This is a genomic window from Aquabacterium sp. (assembly GCF_029946005.1).
Classification (GTDB): domain Bacteria; phylum Pseudomonadota; class Gammaproteobacteria; order Burkholderiales; family Burkholderiaceae_C; genus Aquabacterium.
This window is the reverse complement of sequence record NZ_JAQSDR010000027.1, coordinates 21,432-41,923: the sequence shown is the minus strand read 5'-3', so window position 1 is coordinate 41,923 and position 20,492 is coordinate 21,432. Positions and strand designations below refer to the sequence as shown.

At 61.6% G+C, this 20,492-nt stretch carries 24 protein-coding genes; 20 read left to right on the top strand and 4 right to left on the bottom strand.

Translation table 11 applies throughout. The features are described from left to right. Positions 1 to 11 precede the first annotated feature (11 nt). Genes PSV38_RS13460 through PSV38_RS13450 form a run of 3 tightly spaced genes read left to right on the top strand, consistent with a single transcriptional unit; the run spans position 12 to position 2,530 of the window. Complete coding sequence (locus PSV38_RS13460; protein ID WP_300548220.1) at positions 12 to 812, top strand: alpha/beta hydrolase; 801 nt, start codon at positions 12 to 14, stop codon at positions 810 to 812. Continuing rightward, on the top strand, positions 809 to 1,642 hold the full coding sequence (locus PSV38_RS13455) for an alpha/beta fold hydrolase (RefSeq protein ID WP_300548218.1): 834 nt from the start codon (positions 809 to 811) through the stop codon (positions 1,640 to 1,642). The genes PSV38_RS13460 and PSV38_RS13455 overlap by 4 nt, the downstream gene beginning before the upstream one ends. 18 nt (positions 1,643 to 1,660) lie before the next feature. Then, positions 1,661 to 2,530, top strand: a complete 870-nt coding sequence (locus PSV38_RS13450) for a cupin-like domain-containing protein (protein WP_300548216.1) — start codon at positions 1,661 to 1,663, stop codon at positions 2,528 to 2,530. Positions 2,531 to 2,545: 15 nt separating this feature from the next. Here PSV38_RS13450 and PSV38_RS13445 read toward each other — a convergent pair whose 3' ends face one another. Beyond that, the gene (locus tag PSV38_RS13445; RefSeq protein WP_300548214.1) at positions 2,546 to 3,640 is read right to left on the bottom strand and encodes an SGNH/GDSL hydrolase family protein; all 1,095 of its coding nucleotides are present in this window, start codon (positions 3,638 to 3,640) and stop codon (positions 2,546 to 2,548) included. Positions 3,641 to 3,712: 72 nt separating this feature from the next. Here PSV38_RS13445 and PSV38_RS13440 point away from each other — a divergent pair, with 72 nt between their 5' ends. From PSV38_RS13440 to PSV38_RS13430, 3 genes are all read left to right on the top strand, one after another. Further along, positions 3,713 to 4,510, top strand: coding sequence for a methyltransferase, TIGR04325 family (locus PSV38_RS13440; protein ID WP_300548212.1), 798 nt, complete (start codon positions 3,713 to 3,715; stop codon positions 4,508 to 4,510). Further along, the gene (locus PSV38_RS13435) at positions 4,510 to 5,214 is read left to right on the top strand and encodes a 4'-phosphopantetheinyl transferase superfamily protein (protein WP_300548210.1); all 705 of its coding nucleotides are present in this window, start codon (positions 4,510 to 4,512) and stop codon (positions 5,212 to 5,214) included. The genes PSV38_RS13440 and PSV38_RS13435 overlap by 1 nt, the downstream gene beginning before the upstream one ends. An 88-nt stretch (positions 5,215 to 5,302) precedes the next feature. Continuing rightward, positions 5,303 to 5,743: an OsmC family protein gene (locus PSV38_RS13430; protein ID WP_300548208.1), complete on the top strand. Its 441-nt coding sequence runs from the start codon at positions 5,303 to 5,305 to the stop codon at positions 5,741 to 5,743. Between the two features lie 14 nt (positions 5,744 to 5,757). On the opposite strand, the gene PSV38_RS13425 is transcribed toward PSV38_RS13430, so the two are convergent. The 3 genes from PSV38_RS13425 to PSV38_RS13415 all read right to left on the bottom strand — a co-directional run bounded on the left by PSV38_RS13425 (position 5,758) and on the right by PSV38_RS13415 (position 8,077). Beyond that, positions 5,758 to 6,771 (bottom strand): inorganic phosphate transporter, encoded by a 1,014-nt coding sequence (locus tag PSV38_RS13425; protein WP_300548207.1) that lies wholly within the window; start codon positions 6,769 to 6,771, stop codon positions 5,758 to 5,760. A 15-nt stretch (positions 6,772 to 6,786) separates the two neighbouring features. Continuing rightward, entirely contained in the window at positions 6,787 to 7,434 is a 648-nt protein-coding gene (locus PSV38_RS13420; RefSeq protein ID WP_300548205.1) for a DUF47 domain-containing protein, read from the bottom strand. 202 nt (positions 7,435 to 7,636) lie between these two features. Beyond that, on the bottom strand, positions 7,637 to 8,077 hold the full coding sequence (locus PSV38_RS13415) for a DUF3037 domain-containing protein (RefSeq protein WP_300548203.1): 441 nt from the start codon (positions 8,075 to 8,077) through the stop codon (positions 7,637 to 7,639). Positions 8,078 to 8,455: 378 nt separating this feature from the next. On the opposite strand from PSV38_RS13415, the gene PSV38_RS13410 reads away from it, so the two are divergent. The 14 genes from PSV38_RS13410 (at position 8,456) to PSV38_RS13345 (ending at position 20,224) form a co-directional block, all read left to right on the top strand. Continuing rightward, entirely contained in the window at positions 8,456 to 9,817 is a 1,362-nt protein-coding gene (locus PSV38_RS13410; RefSeq protein WP_300548201.1) for an integrase family protein, read from the top strand. A 36-nt stretch (positions 9,818 to 9,853) separates the two neighbouring features. Continuing rightward, the gene (locus PSV38_RS13405) at positions 9,854 to 10,183 is read left to right on the top strand and encodes a type II toxin-antitoxin system RelE/ParE family toxin (protein WP_300548199.1); all 330 of its coding nucleotides are present in this window, start codon (positions 9,854 to 9,856) and stop codon (positions 10,181 to 10,183) included. Next, positions 10,180 to 10,512 (top strand): addiction module antidote protein, encoded by a 333-nt coding sequence (locus PSV38_RS13400; protein ID WP_300548197.1) that lies wholly within the window; start codon positions 10,180 to 10,182, stop codon positions 10,510 to 10,512. Before PSV38_RS13405 ends, PSV38_RS13400 begins: the two co-directional genes overlap by 4 nt. A 139-nt stretch (positions 10,513 to 10,651) precedes the next feature. Further along, positions 10,652 to 11,065, top strand: coding sequence for a hypothetical protein (locus PSV38_RS13395; RefSeq protein ID WP_300548195.1), 414 nt, complete (start codon positions 10,652 to 10,654; stop codon positions 11,063 to 11,065). Between the two features lie 74 nt (positions 11,066 to 11,139). Further along, positions 11,140 to 11,499 carry a hypothetical protein gene (locus tag PSV38_RS13390; protein ID WP_300548193.1) on the top strand — a complete coding sequence of 120 codons (360 nt, stop codon included), beginning with the start codon at positions 11,140 to 11,142 and terminating at the stop codon, positions 11,497 to 11,499. Between the two features lie 189 nt (positions 11,500 to 11,688). Continuing rightward, positions 11,689 to 12,609: a hypothetical protein gene (locus PSV38_RS13385; protein ID WP_300548191.1), complete on the top strand. Its 921-nt coding sequence runs from the start codon at positions 11,689 to 11,691 to the stop codon at positions 12,607 to 12,609. A gap of 76 nt (positions 12,610 to 12,685) precedes the next feature. Continuing rightward, complete coding sequence (locus tag PSV38_RS13380; RefSeq protein ID WP_300548189.1) at positions 12,686 to 12,967, top strand: hypothetical protein; 282 nt, start codon at positions 12,686 to 12,688, stop codon at positions 12,965 to 12,967. A 9-nt stretch (positions 12,968 to 12,976) separates the two neighbouring features. Then, on the top strand, positions 12,977 to 13,540 hold the full coding sequence (locus tag PSV38_RS13375) for a helix-turn-helix domain-containing protein (RefSeq protein ID WP_300548187.1): 564 nt from the start codon (positions 12,977 to 12,979) through the stop codon (positions 13,538 to 13,540). Between the two features lie 262 nt (positions 13,541 to 13,802). Next, positions 13,803 to 14,009 carry a hypothetical protein gene (locus tag PSV38_RS13370; protein WP_300548185.1) on the top strand — a complete coding sequence of 69 codons (207 nt, stop codon included), beginning with the start codon at positions 13,803 to 13,805 and terminating at the stop codon, positions 14,007 to 14,009. Then, positions 14,006 to 14,791, top strand: coding sequence for a helix-turn-helix domain-containing protein (locus tag PSV38_RS13365; RefSeq protein WP_300548183.1), 786 nt, complete (start codon positions 14,006 to 14,008; stop codon positions 14,789 to 14,791). Before PSV38_RS13370 ends, PSV38_RS13365 begins: the two co-directional genes overlap by 4 nt. Further along, positions 14,788 to 16,155, top strand: a complete 1,368-nt coding sequence (locus PSV38_RS13360) for a DnaB-like helicase C-terminal domain-containing protein (RefSeq protein WP_300548180.1) — start codon at positions 14,788 to 14,790, stop codon at positions 16,153 to 16,155. The genes PSV38_RS13365 and PSV38_RS13360 overlap by 4 nt, the downstream gene beginning before the upstream one ends. A 77-nt stretch (positions 16,156 to 16,232) precedes the next feature. Continuing rightward, positions 16,233 to 16,685, top strand: a complete 453-nt coding sequence (locus tag PSV38_RS13355; RefSeq protein WP_300548178.1) for a hypothetical protein — start codon at positions 16,233 to 16,235, stop codon at positions 16,683 to 16,685. Between the two features lie 168 nt (positions 16,686 to 16,853). Continuing rightward, positions 16,854 to 18,992 (top strand): hypothetical protein, encoded by a 2,139-nt coding sequence (locus tag PSV38_RS13350; protein ID WP_300548176.1) that lies wholly within the window; start codon positions 16,854 to 16,856, stop codon positions 18,990 to 18,992. Positions 18,993 to 19,417: 425 nt separating this feature from the next. Further along, positions 19,418 to 20,224 (top strand): DUF4124 domain-containing protein, encoded by an 807-nt coding sequence (locus PSV38_RS13345; protein WP_300548174.1) that lies wholly within the window; start codon positions 19,418 to 19,420, stop codon positions 20,222 to 20,224. The last annotated feature ends 268 nt before the right edge of the window (positions 20,225 to 20,492 follow it).

Genomic DNA, 20,492 nt, shown 5'->3' with positions numbered 1-20,492 from the left:
CGCACCCCCACATGAACCCATTTTTCTTCGGACCCCTTGATCACCGCCTCTATGGTGTCTACCACCCGCCCGCCAGCTCGCAGCGGCTCTCATCGCAGGTGCTGCTGTGCCCGCCTTTCGGGCAGGAAGCCGTGCGCACGCATCGCCTGCACCGCCTGCTGGCCGAGCACCTGACCCGCCAAGGTGTGCATGTCATGCGCTTCGATTACTTTGGCACCGGTGAATCGGCGGGCGCGGACCAGGATGGCACGCTCACCCAGTGGCGTGACGACATCCTGATGGCGCACGCCGAATTGACACTGCGCACCCGCGCGCAACACACCACGTGGCTGGGAACCCGCCTGGGCGCCACACTGGCCATCATGGCCTCCGAGCTCTGCGATCAGCCGCCCGACCGGCTGATCCTCTGGGAGCCTATCCTGAACGGACCGGCCTACCTGAAGGAACTCGGCGAGGCCCATGCCAGGGAAACCTTCGTGCCCGTCGTCCATGCCCAGCGGCCCTCCGCGCAGGTGCGGGACGAGATCATCGGCTTCGGCGTCAGTGAGGCCTGGTTGAAGCAAATGAATGATCTCTCGATCACCAAGCTGAATCCCCAGTGCAAGGAAGCATGCATCCACCTGGCACGTGCTGAAGACACCAGCGCCACCGCCCCACTGTCTGCGAAATGCGAGGCCATGGGCACGCGCTGGCAGCACATCCCCACCAGCACCAGCGTCGCCTGGCACACCGAAGAAGCCGGTGGCTCGGCGCTGGTACCACCCGATCTTTTGCGCCAGCTTGTGGCGGCATCGACCGGGGGCATGGCATGACCGAAAACATCCTCAACTTTGGCCATGGCGACCGCCTGACCGGCACCCTGACCCTTCCGCCAGAGTCATCCGCGGCCAAATCCACGGCGATCCTGCTGCTCAACGCGGGGGTGATTCACCGCATGGGCCCGCACCGGATCAACGTCAAGCTGGCTCGGCACCTGGCCGAGCAAGGCTTCACCGTGCTGCGCATCGACCTGTCTGGGCAAGGCGACAGCCTCAGCCCCGAACGCCCCCAATCGTTCGAGCAGCAAGCCATCACCGACCTCCAGGCGGCCATGGATCACCTGCAAAGGATCACGCCTGTCAAAAGCTTTGCCCTGGCCGGCATCTGTTCCGGGGCGCACCATGGTGTGGCCACGGCGCTCAAGGATGAGCGCCTGCGTGCCCTGTGGCTGATGGACACCCACGCCTATCCCACGCCGCGCACCTACTGGGTTCGCGCCATGCGGCAACTCCAGCAGCAACCCATCGCCACGCTGCACCGCTGGAGCAAACGGATACTGAGGATGCCAGGCGCCAGTTCGGGGGCCAAACCCGCCCCAACCCCCATGAACGACAACCCCTACGGGAAGCCATCGAAAGCCGAGTTCGCGGCAGACATCCAGTCACTGCTCAACAAGCAGGTTCGGCTTCAGATTGCCTATTCGAACGGCGCGTTCTGGACTCACAACTACCAGAATCAATGGCGCGACACATTCAAAGACCATGGCGCCGTGGCAAGCGTCCCAACCGAGTTGCTGCCCGATGTTGACCACACTGCATCAACGCTGAATGCGCAGCGCCATCTCATGGCGTCCGTGAGCCGCTTCGCCACTCAATTCGATTGACCTCATCCACAGACCATCATGACCAACTGCTTTGCCGAAGACATCCGAAGCGACCTGCTGGACAAGGCGCCGTTCAAGTTCCACCACCAATTGCTGGAGCATCCGGCGCTATCGCTGGAGAACTTGGCACGGGTGCTGCCCACCTTGCCTCAGCAACAGGTGATGTATTCGAAAGGCTTGCTGGATGTGGCCGATGACTTCGAGTCCACCTTCAGGAAAAAACCCAGAGACCGCACCCTGGAAGAAACCATCGACTCCATCCGCACCTCGGACTCTTACATCATGGTCCGATCGCCCGAGGTCGATCCCTCGTTTGCAGACCTGTACAAGGCGCTGTGCAGTGAGGTGGCCTCGATCATGAAGACTCGCGGCGTGGGCGACCTGCCCTTGCAGGCGCAGCTCTATCTGTTCATCGCTTCACCCAACAGCATCACCCCGTTCCACATCGACCGGTACTCCACCTTCCTGATGCAGTTTCGGGGCAGCAAGACGGTGACCGTCGGCACGCCGTGGGACGATCGCATCGTGTCACAACCGGACCGCGAAGCTTATGTGGTTCGCGAAAAGACCAAGCTGCCCTGGTCAAGCCAGCTCGACGAGTTCTCCACCGCCTTCGAGTTCAGCCCCGGTGAAGCACTGCACATTCCCTTCATCGCCGGCCACCATGTGCACAATGGTCCTGAGGATGTCTCGATTTCCATGTCCATCATCTTCAACACCGAGGAGAGTGTTCGCTGGCGCAATGCGATCTCGTTCAACCACATCCTGCGCAAACAGTTGAACAAGGTGAACCTGACGCCCAAGCGCATTGGCCAGTCGGACTGGCGAGATGCCGTGAAATCAAAAATGTGGCAAAGCTACCGGCAATGGCGTGGCTTCGAAGCTTGACTTGCCCGGATCATGTCAACGAATGCCCAATTGCCCATCCGCATCGATGAAGTTGATCAACTCATCGGTCTGAAGGGGTGGCACAGCAAGCCCGAAATGGCGGTTGAGCAGCGACACCAAGGACTGCGCCCACAAGGCGTTCCAGACCGTTCCCGCATGGCCATCGGCCACGGTGGCATGCCGAGGCTCGTCGCCACCCGTGTTCGTGACATCAAAGTGCGTGCCGAAACGCACCGTTTTGTAGACCGGCTTCCCAGAAGACAGGCGGGTGCCCCACAAGTCCGAAAACCACGCCTGGTCATCAAAGAAAGCGATGCGGTCATCGCCCTGCGCGATCATTTGCAAGCCATGGTTGAAACGCGCCAGGCCTTCATGGATGTTGGCCATCGCTTGAGGCGATTGCCAGTGCGCATGGAAGCGCGCCCAATCGGCATTGTTGAAAATCCCGACCAGGACGATGCGCAAAGTTGGATAAGCCTCGCGCAAACGCGCCACCGACGTGCGAATCTCGCGCACACAAGCCTCCATCAACGCCACGGGCCGCGGGGCCGCCGAATTGTGCGACAAGGCTTCCAGGCTTTCCTGTGTTCCAAAATCGTTGGTGCCGATGCGGATCAAGACGACGCCGTCCTTCCAGCGCCCCGGTTGCCGCTGCATGGCGGTCAGCAAACGAGCGGCCTGGTCAGTTTGCGTCGAGTTGAGGTTGTCACAGACCGCGCCCGAATAGGCCTGGTTGTACAGATAGTCCTGCTTCACCGGGAATCGCCCATCCAGGCCGAGCGCATCGCGCAAGATGGACAAGCGACGAAAACGCGTGCCCCAGGTGCCCCAGGGCCCAGGATCCAGTTGGTCGGATCTCAGGTGCGCCAGGATCTCGGTCCACTGCCAGGTGCGCTGCCTCAAGGCCCCACCTCTGGCCGCGTGGTTCGCCCCGAAATTCAGATCGTCATGGTAGGCATGGCTGTCGGAGTCTCCCAGCACGCCAAAGCCCACGGCGTTTGGCTTTCCACCTTCGTGCAGACCACGCTGCCAACGCTCATCAATCGACAGCAGCACGGCGCTGGCACCCAGCACGACCACCAACAGTGCCAACAGGAAAAATCTCTTCATACCGTCCCTTTGTGCGCTGGGAATGTACCTTACTCGTCAACCATGAACCTGCGGTACCACGCCTGATCAACCATGCCAATCGCCACCCTCAAACGACTGCCACCGATCCGAGCCTGGCTACGCAAGCGCGCCCTCCGCAAGTATTTCACCCAACGCGGCATCGGTTACCACAGCGGCCATTTCAGCACCTTCGCGCAAGCACGCGCCTGGCTTCCACCGTCCCCGGAGTTCAGCCACGATCAGTTCACCGATGAATATGTTCATCAGCGCTCGCACCGAATCTGGGCCTTTGACTACCCGGTTCTGTTTTGGCTGCGCAAGGCACTCGAAGAGGGCAGCACCACGATTTTGGACATCGGGGGCTCGATCGGCAACCAGTTCTATGCCTACCAGCACTACCTCAGCTACCCACCAGGGCTTGAATGGCGCGTCCACGAACTGCCCGCCTTCATCCAGGAAGGCCGCGATCTCGCTGCGGCACGCGAAGCGCATGGTCTGCATTTTTCGGATGAATGGCCAGGCGACTGGCTGAGCAGCGACATCTGGATCGCCGCAGGCGCGATAGAGTTCATGGAAACAGACAACTTGCCCGCCCTGCTGGCCCGGGCCGACCGCAAGCCCAGGCACCTTTTGCTCAACAAACTGCCCCTGACGGAAGCCTCCGCCTTTGTCTCCACCCAGAACATCGGTTTTGGCTCTTACGTGCCGCACCATGTCTTCAATCGACAAGCCTTCATCTCGGCCATCGAAGACCACGGCTATGAAAAAATCGACGCCTGGGAAGTGCCTGAGCGAACCTTCATGTCGCTGGGCTTCGCTGCGGATTGCTTCGACACCTACAGCGGCCTGTACTTCCGGCTGAAGGACTGATGATCGCGTCCAACATCGTTGCCCTGCCCTCGCCGGACGGCCTGGATATTGCGCTGTGGCTCATCAACCTGGACCACGCACCTCAAGCCTGGAACGATGCGGTACTCAGCGAGGAGGAAGCAGACCGCGCGGCCCGATTTCGCTTTGAGGTTCACGCGCACCGTTACCAGGCCAGCCATGTGGCCTTGCGCCAGATCCTCGGCCAGCTCACGGGCCAAAATCCGGCCTCCTTGCAATTCAACACCGGCAGCGAGGGCAAACCACGCCTGGCCCAGCTTGGCAGCCCCCACTTCAACCTGAGCCACAGCGCCGGTTGGGCCCTGATCGGCACCTGCGCCAGCCACCCGATCGGCGTGGACATTGAAGTCATCGAGCCCCTGAACGATGCTGCCACCCTGGCACAAAGCCACTTCACCCCCAGCGAACAAGCCGCCTTCTTGCGCACCCCGGCCGAGCGGCAACTGGCGGCCTTTTTTGGCTGCTGGACGCGCAAGGAAGCCTGCCTGAAAGCCCTTGGCAGTGGCCTGACCATTGAGCCCCACACCTTCGAGGCGGGGCTGGACCCGCAGCCACGCCACACCACCATTCAGGTCAACGATCAGGCCTGCGCCATGCAGGTGAGCAGCCTCATCGACCTGCCGGTCGGGGGGCTGGCGGCGGCCGTGGCCAAACTGTTCGATCCGCGCAGCCCCGGGCTTTTGTAGGACGTGCCCACCGCCTGGGCCGCGAAGCAGAGACCGGACGAAATGGATAGACTGGACCGGCTTTATCCACCATCACAGGAGAGACGCCATGACCGACAAGACCGCCAACGTTCATTGGGAAGGCCGGGGCAAGGAAGGCCTGGGCAAGATCAGCACGCCGCAGACCCAGGCATTGACCGACTACCCCTACGGCTTTGCCAGCCGGTTTGCAGACGACCGCAGCGGCACCAACCCCGAGGAGCTGTTGGGCGCCGCCCACGCGGCCTGCTTCACCATGGCTTTTTCATTCGCCTGCGACAAGGCCGGCTTTGCCACGGCCAAGGTCGACACCCAAGCCAATGTTCACCTCAAAGCCGTGGGTGACGGCTTCCTGATCGACCGCATTGCACTGCAATTGACCGCCGTGGTGCCAGGGCTGGATGAAGAAGCGTTTCAGAAAATTGCCCAGGCGGCCAAGGACAACTGCCCCTTGTCCAAAGCCTTGGCCAGCGTGCCCGAGATCAGCTTGAAAGCGACCCTGGCCCACTGACCGCACCTCCGACTTCAGAACAACTGCAGGCTCAGCCAGTAGGCCACGGCCGCCACAAAGGCGGCAGCGGGAATGGTCAGGATCCAGGCCCAGATGATGTTGCCCGCCACGCCCCAGCGCACAGCGCTGGCACGTTGAACCGAGCCGACACCGACAATCGCACCAGTGATGGTGTGCGTGGTGGACACCGGCACGCCCAAGGCGGTGGCGATGAACAAAGTCATCGCGCCGCCGGTTTCGGCGCAGAAGCCGCCCACCGGTTTCAGCTTGGTGATCTTCTGGCCCATGGTCCGAACAATGCGCCAGCCACCGAACATGGTGCCCGCGCCAATGGCCAGATAGCAGGAGATGATCACCCAGCTCGGTGGCACCTTGTCATCGATGGAGGCATAGCCGGTCGAGATCAACAGCATCCAGATGATGCCGATGGTTTTCTGCGCGTCATTGCCACCGTGCCCCAGGCTGTAGGCCCCGGCCGACACCAGCTGCAAGCGGCGGAACCAGCCATCAATGCGGTTGGGCGCCATGCGCCGACACACCCAGGCCACCAACACCATCATCAGCGAGCCAAAGACATAGCCCAAGAACGGCGACACGAAGATGAAAGTCACCACCGTGCGGATGATGCCGCTGGACACCAAGGCGCCCGCCCCAGCCTTGGCCATCACCGCCCCCACGATCCCGCCGATCAGCGCGTGGGATGAGCTGCTGGGGATGCCATACAGCCAGGTGATCACATTCCAGGTGATGGCCCCGATCAAGGCGCCAAACACCACGTGCACATCGACCACGCCCGGGTCGGCAATGCCTTTGCCCACGGTGGTGGCCACGCTGAGGTGGAAGACGAAGATCGCGACGACGTTGAAGAAGGCCGCGAACAGCACCGCCTGGGCCGGGCGCAGCACGCCGGTGGACACCACCGTCGCGATCGAGTTGGCCGCGTCGTGGAAGCCGTTCATGAAATCGAACAGCAGCGCGAGCACCACCAGAAGAACAACGACCCACAGGGCCGCCTGCATGGAAACCATGGTCAGCCGCCCGGATCAGGAGTTCTCGAGGATCACGCCCTCGATCAGGTTGGCGACGTCTTCGCACTTGTCGGTCACGGTTTCCAGCATCTCGTAGATGGCCTTGAGCTTGATCAACTCGCGCACATCGGATTCTTCGCGGAACAGCTTGCTCATGGCGGCACGCAGCACGCGGTCGGCGTCGGACTCCAGCTGGTCGATCTCTTCGCAAGTCTTGAGCGCGGCCTCGGCCGTCTTGGCATTGCCGATGTCGGGCAGCAGCGCCACGGCCGAGCGCAAGCGCTCGCAGCATTTGACGCCCAACTCGGTCAGGCGAATGATCTCTTCAGTCATGACGCGCACGTCGTACAGCGACATGGTCTCGGCCGCGCCGTGGATCAGGTCGGCCACGTCGTCCATCGTGTTGATCAGCGAGTGGATCTGCTCGCGGTCGATCGGGGTGATGAAGGTCTTGTGCAGCAGCTTGTTAACTTCGCGCGTGACGTCATCGGCTGAGTTTTCAGCGGCGTCCACCTCCTGGGTGTACTTTTCGCGCAAAAGTGGGTCGTTGTAGTGTTTGACCAGGTTCGCGAAGGCGTGGGCAGCCGCGACCGTGTGGTTGGCGTGCTGGTTGAACAGCTCGAAAAAATTGCCCTCTCGGGGCAGAAGTTTTCCAAAAATCATGGGGTTGTCTCGCGTGTCATGGTGATGACAGTCACTGTGCAGAGTGGGGATTTTAGCTTCCAGCTTGACACGGCCTCATGATTTTCGGACTTTCATCCGATGGCCCTGCGCGTTACCGGTTGACACACTGGCTGATCAGCCAGGCACGCAGGAGAGTCAGGCGCAATTTAAACCGTCAAAACGAAGGCCCACACTGTTCGAGTTAGCGGGTCGCAAACCGAACGATGGCCGATTCCGCGTTTTGCTCGACCACCTGAACATCGGTGTCCGATTGCTGGAGCTCCAGGCAGATCTCGCGGTAAGCCAGGAAGCGCCTGGGATCGGATTCAGGAGGGATCGCCACCGCAAACAGCACCTCTTGAGGTAGCAGCTTGCGTTTGCGCATGCGCCGAACCTTCTGAAGCCAGACATCGAATGACCGATCAACATAGTGATCGAACAGCCGCGACACTTCAGCCATCGGATCATTGGTCAGAATGGGTCGCGCCGGGCCAAACCGCACTATCGCTTCACGCGGAAGCGTCAGCCCGGTGAACAGTGCGCGGATCAGGTCTGCGCGTTCGCTGTTGGCGGGCATCTCTTTGGCCACGTGCTGCACCCGCTCCAGCTCGCCAACAACCGCGCTCAATGGCACTGTCGCCATGTTGGCCGCCCTCCGAAGCGGCGAAGGCGCTGCCCCGGCCTTGATGCAATAGCACCCTCGCCTGAGAACAGCATCGGGCCCAAACCCCGTACCGCTGGCGGTACAGCGCAGGTATGAGCTGCTGAAACAAAAAAGCCAACCCTTGTGAGGTTGGCTAAGTTGTTGTTTTCATTGGTGCCGGAGAGATGAATCGAACACCCGACCTTCTCATTACGAATGAGAGGATACCTGTATTCTTGATTATTCACCTGTGTTGATGTAGCATATGAAAATCAACAGCTTGCAAGAGAAATGACCCTCTCATTACTTACCAAGTGTTGATCTCAATTCACCAAAATAGCGCAAATCTGGCTACATGGTGGCTACACGGAGCGGGAAATGGCAAGACCACGCAAAGACGACACGCCGGATTTGACCAAGGCACACGACTTGACAGCGGGGCTCATCGAGCGACTAGCCTGCCCTGCCGACAAGGCTCAAGCCTTCCTTAGAGACATCCAGTCACCCGGCCTGCGCGTGCGCGTCACTACCTCGGGCGCCAAGTCCTATGTCTTTGAAGCCAAGCTGAACAGGCAGACCATCCGCCGCACCATCGGCGATGTGCGGGCCTGGAGCATCGAGGGCGCCCGAAAGGAAGCCAACCGCCTGCGCGTCGAGCTTGACCGCGGCGAAGACCCCCGCGAGGTCGAAAAAGCCAAAGCCGCCGACAAAGCCGCGAGGCTGGCCAAGACCGCAGCCCAGGCCGTGACCGTGGGCGACCTGTGGCCCACCTACCTGGCAGAGGGCAAGCCCAAGCGCCGCGACGAGTGGAAGCCCCGCTACCTGGTCGATCTGCAGAACATGGCCAGTGCAGGCGGCGAAAAGAAGAAGCGCGGAGCTGGCCTCACCCGGCCCGGCCCTCTGTTCCCCCTGCTGGCCCTCCCCCTGGTGGCCATCAACGAGGACACCCTCAAGGCCTGGCACGACAAGGAGGCCAGGACCAGCAAGCACCAGGCCGCCCGCGCCTTGATGATGTTCCGCGGCTTCCTGCGCTGGTGCGCCAGCAAGCCCGAGCACCGGGGCCTGGTGGACGCCGACGCCGGCAAGGCGCCCGCCCTTCTTGAATCACTGCCCAGCATGAAGCGCCGCACCGATGCCCTGGAGTCCGCCCAGGTGGCCGGGTGGTGGTCAGGCGTGGAGCAGCTCGGAAACCGCACCGCCAGCGTCTACCTGCGCGCCCTGCTGCTGACCGGTGCCCGCCGCGAAGAGATGGCCGCCTTGAAATGGGAAGACGTGGACTTTCGCTGGCGCAAGCTGACCATCGCCGACAAGGTGGACGCAACCCGCACCATCCCCCTGACGCCCTACCTGGCCCAACTGCTGGCCACCCTGCCCCACGTCAAGCTGGCAGACGGCACCCGCAGCCCCTTCGTTTTCGCCAGCGTCAGCAAGACCGGCCGCATTGCCGACACGCGCAACAGCCACGGCAAGGCACTGCAAAGCGCGGGCATCGAGGGCCTGACCATCCACGGCCTGCGCCGTTCGTTCTCTCTGCTGGGTGAGGCGGCCGGGGCCCCGGCTGGCGCCATCGCCCAGGTGATGGGACACAAGCCGAGCGCCACCGCCGAGGGCTACCGGCCCCGCAGCGTGGACGCCCTGCGCCCTTTCCTGGCCCAGATTGAGGCGCACGTGCTGGCGCTGGCCGGGGTGCAGTTCGATGCCAAGGCCGCGCCCGGCAAGCTGCAACTGGTGGCCATTTGACCCACCAACACCTGTAACGTATAATTCACACAGTACATGTTTGAAGTCCAAGACTATCTGACCACGGACGGGCACGACCCCTACGCCCAATGGCTGGCCGGATTGGCTGACCGCCAAGCAAGGGCGCGCGTGCTGGTCCGTGTGAGCCGCATGGCAGCAGGCAATTTCGGGGACTGCAAACCCATTGCCGAGGGTGTTTGGGAACTGCGCATTGATTGGGGTCCGGGCTACCGCGTGTATTACGCCCAGGCCGGCAAGCGGTTCATCCTGCTGCTGGCCGGTGGCGACAAGCGCAAGCAACAGGCCGACATTGACGAGGCCCTGGCCCACTGGAAAGACTGGCAACAGCGAAGGTCACAGAAATGAAATCCACCAAGACACCCGCAAGCCGCCCACACGATGACGCTGTGGTTGAGATGCTCAAGGCGGACCCGGAGTTTGCCGACGACTACTTGGCCGCTGCACTTGAAGAAGCCGGGGAGCCAGGTGGCCAGGCTGCACTCCTGGCAGCGCTGCGCCACATCGCAGAGGCCCAAGGCATGGCCGCCGTGGCAGAGCGTGCAGGCATCCCGCGAGAAAGCCTTTACCGCGCCCTGTCGCCTCGCGGCAATCCGACCATCAAGACCCTGCTGGCCGTCCTTGGTGCGGCAGGCCTGCACCTGGCGGTGTCTCGGCAAGGTCGTGCACACACCTGAGCATCGGCACAACCAGCACAAAAACCGCCGCCTGAGGTTCAGGTCTGGCGCCTCGGCAGTTCCGAGGCAATAGCGGGCCCGCAAGGTGGTGGAACACCAAACGGGCCCTGACCACAAACCACCTACCAAAGAGGTGAATATGGCTTCCGCCACTGTACACAAACTGCCAGAGTCAGAGCCCGTCGATTCAAACGAATGCATTCTGCAAGCAGATGCATTGCTGCATGTGCTCCTGCGAAATTACAGCGGTGAAGTTGAAGCCAATGACAGACCCCAAGATCAGGATGTCTTCCGAGCGCTGGGGATCACGACTCGCCTTTTGGAGACCTGCATCGAGCAACTTGAAATACCCGGGATGGCCGATTCACAAGTCCATCTTGAAGATGCCGTGGCAATACTCAAGATCACAATGGCGGGCTCCTTTATTCGAGCTGATGAAAGCCACTCCGGCCTGATCACGCAAGCGCACTGCGATGACATCGTCATCAATGCAATATGGGCCGCTTCATCACTTGTCGGTAAGGCCCGGAACGCCTCGGCGGACCTGCTGTAAAGCGACTCAAGGCAAGGGGTAGGAGCCTTGCCTTGGGTCTGACCACAACGCACACACCTGAAAGGACGTGCACCATGGCTGATTTCAAGTTTCCCACAAACAACCCCAGCAAAACGGAGTTCAGCAGTGACGCCATTGACCGCCTCACGACTCGATTAGCCCAAATACAAGGACTGGCAAGCTGCCTTACTGTGCTTGGGCACCCGGATGCAGAAAGTAGCGGTCACTCACTCATCGATGAGGCCTTGCCGATGTTGGGGACCGTGATGAGAGACCTCGCCGACGATGCAAAAGTGGCCGCCGATGCCCTGTGGGACCAATCGTCAGGACTCTATTCAGCGTTGGAATTGGCCACGTTGACGCCCGAGATTCCACGTGGACATGCAGCTCGTTCGTTGACCCTTGTACATAGGGCTGACAGGACGCCAACTTGAGCGCCGCCCAGACTCCAAACACAAACCCTGCATTCGCAAAGCTGTTTTAGGTCCAGAACGCAGCCATTGATCACAGCGCAGTGTCTGCATAATGGTTTTGCCCCAGCTAGGCCCGCGAACCGAAGAGCGGGAAACCTTCACCCGCCTGCTGGGGCTTCTCATTGAAGGGCACCCAGAAGGAAGTGCGCCTTGAATGTCGTCGTCATGATCAAAGATGGGGAGGCCCTTCGAGAGGCCATTCCTGTCAGGGCAATCCCCCTAGTGACAAATTGGAACGCCTTGTCCCCCGACTTCCTTGCCGCGCTGTTCGCGCAAGATGCCGATGCAGAAATATACGGGCGATTGCGAGCCCACAAGGTAAAGGATGGCATCGTTTACGAAACCGATCCGACCTGGTGGAAAAGCTTCTGCAGACGCAAATTGAAAGCGCTGAGTGAAGAAATCGCAGCGTCCTCCCTTGGCCGCGATAGCCAGCATGAACAGTGGCGCACTCGTTCACTGGCAACGCTGCCAGCCGGTGTATTTGTCTGGAAGGACGAGTACGAGGACTTTCATGGCCGCATGTGGAGAAAGAAAGCCGTTGCCTTCGGGTGCGACCTCAACGATTCAGGCGTTGATGAGTTCGGCAGCACACCGGGGGAATTCGCAGCACTGCGTGAGACGTGTCGGGTTGGTTTGTCAGGGATGCAGAGCTGGCGTCAGCCACGCTTCGAACTTCTACTGTGCGACTTCGAACCCGATGACGTGCTGGAAGGTTTTGAAAATGAGGCATCAACGGTAACGATAGATCAGCCCGACCCAGAGCAGCCTTCACACCAGGCCGAGTTCAAGCTCACGCAGGCTCGGCAACCTGATGCCCAGTCGGTCGAGACACTGGGGGCGCCTGAAAAAGATCGGCGCATAAAGCGAAATGCGCTGATTGAAGCTAATCGCAGCCGCTGGGCCACAGTCGAGCGAGACCTAAAAGACGCTGCGAAAAATGGGTTAAGCGGTTGCGCAAAGGCCGATGGAAAAGGGTGGTGGTGGGAAGGGGCAGCGGTGAGGTGGGCAGAGGATCGGGGGAAGTTCAAATCATTCAATGCGAATCATCTGATTCATCGCATAGGGTGACTCGATGCGGCGAAAGAACTGCCGAAAAACTGCCGGTTTATTGCCGGTCACTGCCGCATGACAAGAATTGATTTCCATGCATCGCCATTCGGTGGTGCTGGAGATCACCTTGCACACAGCAACCATTCACAGCGCAACAGCCAAAAGCGCTGGCCACATCGCGCAGTCATTTCCGCCGCTGGAGACTGAGACCCGACCCACGGTGGCAACCGATCAGGCGGCCTACTACCTGAATCGCAAGCCTCAGACCATGCGCGTCTGGGCGAGCACTGAAGCTGGGGCCATTCGCCCGATCCGCGTGAATGGTCGCTTGGCGTGGCCTGTCGCGGACATCAAGCGCATCCTCGGCGTTAAGTGAGGTGCCGCAATGAAGCCCTCAAAGAATGCCCACAAGGGCGGCGCCCCCGCGCCTAAAAACGGCGAAGGCCCTGGCACGCGACATACCAGAGCCCTCAAGATCAATCGCAAAAGCAAGCACGCTCATGATACTGGCGGCCTGAAAAATGGCAAGCCACTTGACTCGCGCAGCCAGGTGATCGCCCAAGCCAATGGCGGCGCCAAAATTGGCTTGAGCATTTACACCTCGACGCCCGAGAAGTTGCAAGCGCTGAAAGCTCTGCGCGACGAGATGCCCGGTGACAACGGGGCAACGCAGGAGAAGCGCATTCTGGAGGCCTTGAGCCGCTGGAGCGTCACGACCTACGAGGCGTCCCGCTACCTCGACATCTACGACCCCCGCGCCCGCGTCATGAGCCTGCGGAACAAGGGGCACGACATCGTTACGAGCCGGGTGAGGCAGAGCACTGAATGTGGCCGCCTGCACAGGATCGGGATCTACACGCTGCAGCGGGGCGCTACTGCGGTTTCTTGCTCGCGTCGGCCCGGGCCGATAACTCACGGCGGGCCCATGGGCACGGAGGCGCTTGCATGAGCACACGCCACTCCTTCCCCCAACGTGAAATGTGCCGCTTCTATCCCCCGCGCAGTCAATTGCTCACTCTCTCGAACATCCGAGGCCCATGGCGGCCAAGCGGCACAGTTGACGCCTGTGGAATGTTTGCCGTGGTCTGGTCCACCTGGGCCGGCGACTTCTGGGCGCCGCTTCACGACTTCATGCCGGCCGACCAGTTGAGGCTGATTGAGGCCTGCAAACAGTTGGACCTTGATGCGGGCTCCGCCACAAGAGGGCGCCGATGACCGCCAAGCTTCTGGAAGACGACAGCAAGCAATTCGCAACACTGCGAGCTGCCGCGGCGCTGGCCGGGTTTGAACTGCTGCGCACGGATCCGGTTGACGGCCAGGTGCGCTACCTGGGCACCAGGTGGGGCGTGGTTCGCGAGATCGGGCCCAGCCTGGACCTGGTTGAAGGCTTCGTGCGGGTGATGGGAGGCAACCCATGAGCGTGCGCGCCATGGCGACCATCTGGGAGTCATCCCTTGCCCCGCCTTCCCTAAAACTCACCGCCTTGGCCCTGGCCGACTGGTCGAACGACGATGGTGGCTCGCTACACCCCTCCATGTCGGCCATCGCAAAGAAGGTCGGCGTGTCGCGCTGCCAGGCCCAGCGGCTGGTGCAGTTGTTGAAGTCGGACGGCCTGCTGTCGGTGGTGGCAAATGCTCATGGTGGAGCCCCTGGCGATACGCCGCACTACCGGCTTCACCTGGACCGCTTTTCGACCTGGACGGGTAGCACCCATGCGACGGGTAGCGCTGGCGATACGGGTAGCACTGATGCGCGGAGACGGGTAGCACCCATGCACAAGAGGGGTAGCACCCATGCGACCCTAACCACCATAGAACCATCAATAGAACCACCAGATACGTCCTCGCCGCCCAAAAAACCGACTCGACTGGCCTGTCCCGGCGAGCAGATCCGAGGCCTGTACTTGGAGTTGCTGCCCGAACTGCCTGCCATCAAGGCATGGACAACCAGGCGGCAGACGGCCACCAGGTCACGATGGGACGAGATGGCCAAGGCCAGGGGATGGGTGACCGTCGAGCAAGGCCTGGCCTGGTTCCGCAAGTTCTTCGAGACCGTGGCCGCCTCTGACTTTCTCATGGGTCGGGTTGATCGCAAGCCTGGCCACGAAGGTTGGCGCTGTGACTTCGATGACCTCATGAACCAGACAAAGTTTGTCCGGGTGATCGAAGGCAAGTACGCCAATCGGGAGGTGCCCGCATGAGCGAGCACAACGAACTCCCACCGGTGCCATGGTCCGTCGAGGCTGAACAGGCGGTGCTGGGCTGCGTGCTGCTGGACAACAGCGCCGCCCATCGCTTGACCGACACCAACATCAAGGCCGACCAGTTCTACAACGCCGCGCATGGTCAGATCTGGACGGTCACCTCTGCCCTGATCACTGCCGGCAAGCCCGCCGACGTCATCACCGTGGCCACCGCCCTTGGCGATAAGGCCGAAGCCTGCGGTGGCATGGCCTACCTCCATGCGATGGCCGCAAGCGTGTTCAGCACGGCCCATGTGCGCCAATACGCCGCCATCGTGGTCGATATGGCCCAACGCCGTGCGCTGCTGGCTGCCGGCGACCAAGTACAGGCCCTGGCCCGGGAGGCTGGCGAGCCCGCCGTGCTACTCGACCGGGCGCAGTCGCTGCTGATGGCACTGCAGCGCCGGGACGCCCGCAGTGCACCGGTCAACCTGCTCGAATCGATCACCGCCCGCACAGAGCGCTGGGAAGCCATGGGCAATGGCACTGTGGCACCCGGCATGAGAACGCGTCTCCCACGACTGGATAGGGCTCTTGGTGGGGGTCTGCAACGTGGCCGGGTAGTCGTGATCGCGGCTCGCCCCAGCATTGGCAAGACTTCGCTGGGGGTTCAGATCGGCCTGAACGTGGCGGGCGACCACCACCGAGTGCTGGTGCTGAGCCAGGAAATGCCGCGCGGCGACCTGACCGACCGCATCACGGCCAACCTTGGCCGGATCCCGCTCGAAACCCTGGCCACCGGCATCCCGCCAGATGACCACGAGACGTGGCACCGCGTGGTGGACGCCACAGAGATGGCCAGAACGCTATCCCTTGAGATCGATGACCAACCAGCGCTGACCCTGCTGGCCATCCGATCCAAGGCCCAGATGGTCAAAGCCCGGCGCGGCCTGGATGTGCTGGTGCTGGACTACCTGCAGCTCTGCGCAGCCACCAACCCGAAGGCCAGTCGGCATCACCAGATCGAAGAAATCAGTCGTGGCCTGAAGACCCTGGCCAAGGAGCTGGACATCTGCGTGGTGGTGCTGAGCCAGATCAATCGCGACGTGGCCAAGGCCGACCGGGAGCCGACGCTTGCCGACTTGAAAGAGTCAGGGGCGATCGAGGAAGACGCTGATGTGGTGCTGCTGCTTCACCCCAAAGGCGAGCTGGACAACGGCGCCCAACTCTTGGTTGCCATCCTGGCCAAGAACCGCCAGGGCAAGAAAGACCGCATAGCGCTGCGCTTCGATGGGGCCTATCAGCGTTGGGGCGAATGCGACATGGATGTTTCACAGCAGCCGACCACCAACCCACGCAAGCCACATGACACGGGGTTATGAAACCACCCTTAGAACACGAATGCCTTCAGGCCCCGAACACCATTCAATTCGTCCCTCTTATTGATAGTGCCAACACCATGACTCACAACACCCAGCCCAAGCGCAGCACTTCGCAGATTGTCTTCGACGCCGTGGTGGACCTTCACGCCGCCGAGCAAGTCGTTACCCGGGAGGCACTGGTCCAGGTGACGGGGCTCAAGATGACCATCGTTGACGACCGCATTGCCGCCCTGGTAGACGATGAACGGGTGCGCCGCGTGATGGCCGGTGTCTTCATGCCAAACGACATTCCACCGCCAGCGCGGGCCATCACCACGACCATGCTGCCTTGGGGCTGGGTGAAGCTGGAGATCGGTGACGAATGCATGGACTTGACGCCCAGAGAAGCGCGAATGCTGGGGCGAGCACTGGCAGGTCATGCAATGGAGTTCGCCAGCATTCAAGCTGGCCGGGAAGCTGTGGCCATTGGCGCCGAGGTGGCCCGCGCCATCAAAGAAGCCTTGCTGACGGACAAGACGATGACGGGCTGACTTTCTTTCCCGATACGCGCGCGCATGAGAGCCCTGAATCGAGTGTCGCAACCTTAGAAAACCTGATATCGGGGCAAGAGGCAAACACATCCAGGTCAGGGCCTGTAGGGTTTGCTGACACCGGCCCCGGCACGAAGAATCGCGGTACGCGATTTTTAAGGACAAGCCATGTACGGATTCAATTCAGCGGCAGCACAGCAGGCGCTACAGCAGGCCGCCAAGCACTCTGCCGTGCGAGGCTTCGCCCCAGGCCAAGGTCGGAACAAGACAACGGCCGGTCCCGTCCGAGGCCCCGGCACTGGCACATCCGACTCCATCGAAACCGAAGTGCCAGAAGGCACGTTCATCATGCCGGCCGACTCCACCGCACAGATTGGCGAGGAAGAGCTGGAGAAGATGGGCGGCGGCAAGGTGCCGGTGAACCTGAGCAACGGCGAGTTCTCCATTCCACCCGAGCAGGTCCATGCGGTCGGCGTGCAGGCGCTGGAGCAGATGAAGGGCGCCACCCACACGCCGGTGCCCGAGCCCCGGGGCTTCAAGCCACAGATGTTCTTTGCCAATGGCGGCCCGGTATCAGGACTCCATGTTTCTGAGCGCCCCTGGATGCCTCAGGATGAGCGAACATTCAACCGGATGCCGAGCCAAGGCAATCCCAACGTATCGACCGAGCGCATTGCTGAACTTCGCGCAGCGCGGGCACCTGGCGGTGCTGCTGCTGGCCCGACTACGGCGCCCCCATCCATTGAGCCCGCGAGCCCTGGCGTCGGCAGACCAGCAGGCTTTGCGGCCAATGCCTCTGGTCGCCTGGGGCAGGGATTCAAGGCATTCACTGGTATCAGCCCAGACGCTGGTGCCAGAGCGCCCAGCACGGTATCCAAGGCTGCGGGCGCTGTTGGTCGTGTTGGCGCGAGCGCGCTGAGCAAGGCTGGCCGACTGGCTGCACCACTGGCGGTGGCCAGCGAAGGCTTTGACGTCGCCAAGGTCGCACTGGACCCAAACGCTTCGGGCCTCGACGTCGCAACTCAAGCAGCTCAAGGCGCCGGGCGCCTGGGTGCAGCCGGACTGGGCGCTGCCGCTGGCGCAACGCTTGGAAGCGTCGTTCCAGTTGTCGGCACTGCGATTGGCGGCATTGCTGGTGGGCTGGCTGGCTATCTTGGTGCCGACAAGATGATCGAGTCCGGCCGAGCTGCCCTTGGATCTGACCCGCGAGCGCCCGCCGATCGCGCAATCCCTCCAAGTGCTGCGGCTCCAGCCATTGGGTCCGTAGCGGCTGGACCAGCAACGCCTGGCCAGATCCCCAGCGACCCATCATTCAATGCCTTGCGCGCCACCTTGAACACCGGTTCATCCCGTGGCTTCACGGCCGGCGGTGCGCTGCCAGCACCTAACGATGCCAACAATGTCACCCGGGTGGGGAACTCCTATTCCGGCCAGGACATCACCCAGGGCTTCACCGTCAACGGCCGCACGTCTGGTGCTGGCGGCGGCCGGCCCAGCGCACAAAGCCAGGGTGCAGCTCAGGGCCTGTCCGATCGCTACGCCGCCGAGGCCCAGGCCAACCCGAGCGCCCCGGCCGCAGGCTTCCAGCCTGGCGGTGCCATCGGCATCAATGGCGGGGGTGTTGGTGGACCGGCCAGCGCTGACAAGTTCCGTGCCCAGGTGGCCCAATCGAATGCCCAGACCGCCATCCGCGACGGTTTGAACAGCACCAACTCGCGTGTGCGTGCCGCCGCCATGCAGGCCATGACCGCTATGCAAGGCGATGCCACCCAGTTGCAAGGCTTGGGGATGCGCGAGGCGGGCGAGAACCAGCGCACTAACGTCCGTGATGCTGGCGAGACCGGGCGCACTGCCATGCGCGACACCGGCGAAACGGCCCGCACGGTCATGCGCGAGTCTGGCGACAACCGCCGTGCAGGGGCCGCCAACCAGATTGCCAATGGTCGCCTGGACCTGGATCGAACCGCCCAGGGCTTCCAGTCGCGTGCAGCCGCACGGCAAGAGCAGTTGCAGGCGCAGTACGACTCGGCCAAGACGCCCGAGCAGAAGGCCGCCATCGTCAAGCGCATTCAAGACCTGTCAGGCAAGGATGCCGGCGGCTCATGGAAGGCCATTGCCCTGCAAGGTGGCACCGATGCCATGGGCAACAAGACCGAGGGCGTGCTGGCCGCCGTCAACGAACACACTGGCGAAGTGAAGCGCTTGGACAGCCCGCAACAGGCCCAGGCCAAACGCCCTGTAGGCTTGCGATCCACGGTCAAAGGCGATACGGCTGTTTGGGACGGCACCCAGTGGATCCCAGAATAGGTAGGCAGGCTGCAAAAAAATGGGCTCCATGTATGAGCCTGATGCTGTGTGGTGATCTACTGCCCACAGCTACAAAACCTACTTCCAAGCCGCCGCGCGACAACCTGACAAAACCTGACATTCAGGGCGCGATCACGAAGCCTCGGGGTAGGCCGAAAACTGGTTAACAAGGCCCTGGTTAACAGGCCGGTTAACACGTAACCATCGCCGTAACCATCGCTTCTGAGTGGCCCTCAGGAGCTACAATAAAGCCAAAGCCTTGGCCTGTATTTCTTGGTACGCATGAAGCCGGTACGCACCAAGTACGCACAGAAACAATGCCTGCGGGGTCAACGCAGCGAGCTGGAATTGGAACGCTCGGCGTGCGCTCTTGGCACAGTGAGTCGCAGGGCATACTGTCCGCTCAATATTTGAAGGGGTGGGAAGTGAGAGCAATCCTGATCTTGATACTGAGCTTTTTTGTAGTCGCAGCAAATGCCCAAGTCTACAAATGCAAGGATGCTCAGGGGCGCAGTGCCTATTCCGACTCACCTTGTGAATTTCAGGCCAAGTCCGTCGATCCCAGGCTGCTTCAGTCAAATACGATTGATGCCTCTGGCGGCCGAAGGCAGGTAAGAATGGCTCAAGAGGAACGTGACGAAGCGCTATATGGCCAGTCACAGTCGGAGCCAGCACCTCGCAACTACCCCCAGAACGGACAAAGCACCGTTTGCCCAACCGAGCAGGCCATCAAAAACCTTGAGACTTCGGCCAACAGCATTGCATATCGGAGCAAAGACAAGCGCGATGAACTGGAGTTTCTGCGAGCAGAAATTCGGCGTGCACGTTCTTGCTCCAAAGAAGGCGGGAGCTACACCTCGCAGGACTGGCAGCGCGTCAAAGAAAGCCAGGCGGCACAGGGCAACCTGACGGCCGGTAGCCGCCAAGCCGCCCGAGCTGCTGCTGAAACCATTCATTCGACAGCATCATCAAATCGCGAACAGGACCGGATGCTGATCGACAGGCAGATCCGTGCTCAGCGCGCGGCTGATGAGGAAAACGAGAGGGAGCGCCGCCACGCGATCGCTGCCGCCGCAATGAACAGCGGACCCAAATCCATCACCCATTGCAACCAGTTTTCTTGCACGGACAGTGCGGGGAACAGGTATGACCGCGGCGTCACCGGCAACCTCACTCGACGTGATGGCAAGCGCTGCCAAGTCACCGGCAACTCTCAAGTCAACTGCTGGTAGCGATGCTTGCACCGCTGAACAAAATGACATGGCGCCCCTCCGAGCCAGGCCATCAAAGTAGGTCCGGGTCTGGTATCGGTGCGGTAGAAGGGGCGCTTGGTCTGCGACCTGAATTGGGAGTTGATCCCCACAATTCGTTCCAGTAGGCCATCGGATCGCCCGTCTCGGCCTCCTGCTGTGCTGCCCTCTTCGCGTAGAAGGGCACGCAGGACAGCTGATCGCGCAAGAGTGGCGCCCCCAGCGCGCGCCTTTGCTCCAAGTCCTGATT